Source organism: Oleiphilus sp. HI0123, from assembly GCF_001635315.1.
Genome location: NZ_LWGE01000630.1, coordinates 1 through 3,105, shown reverse-complemented (window position 1 = coordinate 3,105; position 3,105 = coordinate 1). Strand labels below are relative to the sequence as shown.

Here is a 3,105-nt window from a genome sequence, read left to right as displayed (position 1 = left end):
ATACGCTTACATTTTCAGAGTATAAAATGATAGATGCTAGATATAGTGAAGAGTTTGCTAGTGTCTTTAATCCATACTTCAAAGGTAACAGTGACCTTGTCAAACCATACCAATATGGGTGGTTGAATGAGGTCATTGTTCTGGATGAAAAGGGCAATGCGAAACAGATAAAAGTGTATGCAGCTGGTCGTTTATTCGCGAGTTCCTATCTCGTGATGCCAGACAATAAAACCGTTTACTCTCACGACGCTAACTCAGGCAATTTGTACGTATTTATTGCTGAAGAAGCAAATAGCTTTGCTAAAGGCTCATTGTACGTAGTGACTTCAGATGGTTCGATTTCCTTGGTTGAACTAGGTAAATCAAGCGCCTTAACGATGAAGTTTAAACTAAAGAAAGTCGATTTTAGTAAGCTGTATAAAAAGGGTGCAGTTTCGAATGGTTCTTGTGAAGCGTCGTTTACTTATATTGATACTGTGTATGGTAAAGAATGCTTAAAAGTCCAAAAGAAGAATCGTAAGTATGTTGGTCAGTTTGAGCCTATCAGGGCGTCTGCTATGAAGGGAGTGCAACCTCTTTTACCCGAGGTAGAAAGTATCAGGTTTGATCGTAATAAAAATGAAATAATTGTCGTTGATAATAGGGCGCAAGAGAAACGGTACTCGCTGGTTAGCAGTGCGGAATACGGTTCTAATTTTATTATCCAGTAATTATAGAGGTAACTATGGCAAAGCTAGCGAGCCTAATTGCGCTGTGCGTGTTTACATTCTCAGTTCAAGCGCGTGATCAAATCAAAATTGTGGGCAGTTCCACAGTGTATCCTTTCGCAAGCTTCGTGGCCGAAGAGTTTGGTAGCGTGTCTCGATACCCTACGCCTGTGGTGGAATCAACGGGTACTGGTGGTGGCATGAAGCTATTTTGCACTGATAACAGCCTGGATTCTCCGGATATCACCAATGCAAGTCGTCGCATAAAAATCAAAGAGCTTCATCTTTGTGAACGTAATGGCGTAAGCAATATTACCGAAGTTATGTTTGGTTATGATGGTATTGTCTTGGCTCAATCCAAAGCCAATAAGCCTTTCAATGTATCAAAGAAAGACATGCTGCTTGCTTTGGCGAAAAAGGTGCCTAACAAAGAAGGCACGGCACTAATCGACAACCCATATACAAATTGGAATCAAATCAATCCGGCACTACCAGATCGTAAGATTACGGTTTACGGCCCGCCAATCAGTTCGGGTACACGAGACGCATTTGAAGAGATTGTCCTTCAGTACCAAACTGAAGAAATGAAGGTTTATCGTGATGCTGGTCTAAAGGGTTATCGTGTCATTCGTTCTGACGGTGTTTACATACCTAGTGGCGAAAACGATAACTTGATTGTTAAGCAGTTAACTAAAGATAAACTAGCGCTAGGGATTTTCGGCTACAGCTTCTTGACTGAAAACGAAGACACGATTGCTGGTGTTGATATTGATAATGTATCGCCTAGCAGCGAATCCATTGCCAGTAAGGACTATCCAATTTCAAGAAGCCTGTTCTTCTACGTTAAGAATGATCATATTGAGAAGGTTCCAGCAATTAAGGAATATATCGAGATGTTCTTGAATGTCGATATTATTGGTGAGGATGGTTTATTGACCGAAATTGGGCTTATCCCAATGGGTGAAGAAGAGATTGATCACAGCCTTAGTGAAGCGCTTGAGCAAAAGCAGCTTGAGCTAGATGTGTTAGAAGATGCGCTGCATGTAAGCCAGCGCTAATAGCTTAATGTTTAATAAAAAAGGGAGTGAATTATGTTCACTCCCTTTTTTATTTGTAATTGATTGCTATTTAAGCGTGAGCCTGTTGTTAAAGTTCCGGCTTTTTTTGATGAGCTCATCGCCAAAGTTTTGGTCGTACTTAGAAATGCGATCATAAAGTACGATATTAACTGACATCGCCACGTTCAGGCAGCCGGTAGTTGGTATGAAAACAGTTTCATCTGCGCGGTCAATAATCTCCTGGCTTAATGAGCCATCCTCAGGACCAAAGACATAAAATGCCTTGTTAGGGTGGTTAAATTGGGGTAGGGGTGTCGCACCTTCTACCAGCTCTACGCATACTAGTTTGTAGTCGTCATGCACTGCATCAGCTAGGTTATCTACTTCGCTAAGGCTAACTTTTTCTTCGCTCTTTTGAGTGTCAGTATGGAAGCGCGCTGCTCGGTTATAGCGCCCATCTTTGTCGGTAAAATAGACGTGCTTTGCATTGAAGCAATAGGCCGCTCGAAGAACGACAGCTACGTTTGTAGGTGTTTTAGGCTTGCTTAGGCCGATACTAATTTCATTATCAATCATTACTTAACCTAGTAAGGGCTTGGGTTGGTTCGCCGGTCTGGTGTTGCGTTAATTTTACAGCTTCGTCGCTGTCAATCAATTGTCATAAACATGAAGCATAACTGTAATCTGACTGTCATCAAATATTTATATCGTTCCCGTGGTTCAAATTATTTATGCAATAACGCCTTAATAACAATGTGGATACACAATATGAATTTTAAGCTTTCGAATTTAAAAACTTTAGCAAGTGCTAGTGTTTTAATGTCTGCAGTTGCTCTCACTGGTTGTGGTGGTAGCTCATCTTCAGGCTTTTCTGTTTCTACCGCTACTGCTGACTACGTTGCAGAAAACCTAACTTTGAAAGGTGACTTCGCAGAGGATGTAACACTACTTGCTGGTCAAACTTATAAGATCGACGGCGAAGTTAACTTCTTAGACGGGACTACTTTAACAATTCCTGCTGGTACGACGTTGTACGGTGCGACAGGTTCTTCTTACCTTGCTATTAACCGTGGTGCGCAGATTTTTGCTGAAGGTGCTGAAAATAGCCCAATCATATTTACTTCTGCACAGGATATCGCGGGCACTGCTGGTCAGAATGATCAGGGTCAATGGGGTGGTCTGACAATTCTAGGTAGCTCTGAAAACAATAAAGGCGAGCGCACTTATGAAGCTGGCACGCAGGCATATGGCCCAATCAATGGCGTAGCAGATGCAACGGATNACAGCGGTATTCTTGACTACGTGATCATTAAATATTCTGGTTACGCAATTGAAAAAGA

Annotated in this window: 3 protein-coding genes; 2 read left to right on the top strand and 1 reads right to left on the bottom strand. The window is 41.7% G+C overall.

Annotated features, from left to right (window positions below):
• Together A3761_RS05735 and A3761_RS05730 are read left to right on the top strand one after the other, a co-directional pair.
• Window positions 1-710, top strand: a 710-nt coding sequence (locus tag A3761_RS05735; RefSeq protein ID WP_231881175.1) for a hypothetical protein, incomplete at its 5' end; no start/stop codon positions are given.
• 14 nt (window positions 711-724) lie between these two features.
• Window positions 725-1,765 (top strand): substrate-binding domain-containing protein, encoded by a 1,041-nt coding sequence (locus A3761_RS05730; RefSeq protein ID WP_068554501.1) that lies wholly within the window; start codon window positions 725-727, stop codon window positions 1,763-1,765.
• A 66-nt stretch (window positions 1,766-1,831) separates the two neighbouring features.
• Here the strand turns inward: A3761_RS05730 and A3761_RS05725 are convergent, their stop codons facing one another.
• On the bottom strand, window positions 1,832-2,341 hold the full coding sequence (locus A3761_RS05725; RefSeq protein ID WP_068554499.1) for an RNA methyltransferase: 510 nt from the start codon (window positions 2,339-2,341) through the stop codon (window positions 1,832-1,834).
• Window positions 2,342-3,105 lie beyond the last annotated feature (764 nt).

What these genes read in the sequence shown, in the direction of transcription:
- A3761_RS05725 (WP_068554499.1), bottom strand. Translation starts at nt 2,341, where the DNA reads ATGATTGATAATGAAATTAGTATCGGCCTAAGCAAGCCTAAAACACCT.
- A3761_RS05730 (WP_068554501.1), top strand. Translation starts at nt 725, where the DNA reads ATGGCAAAGCTAGCGAGCCTAATTGCGCTGTGCGTGTTTACATTCTCA.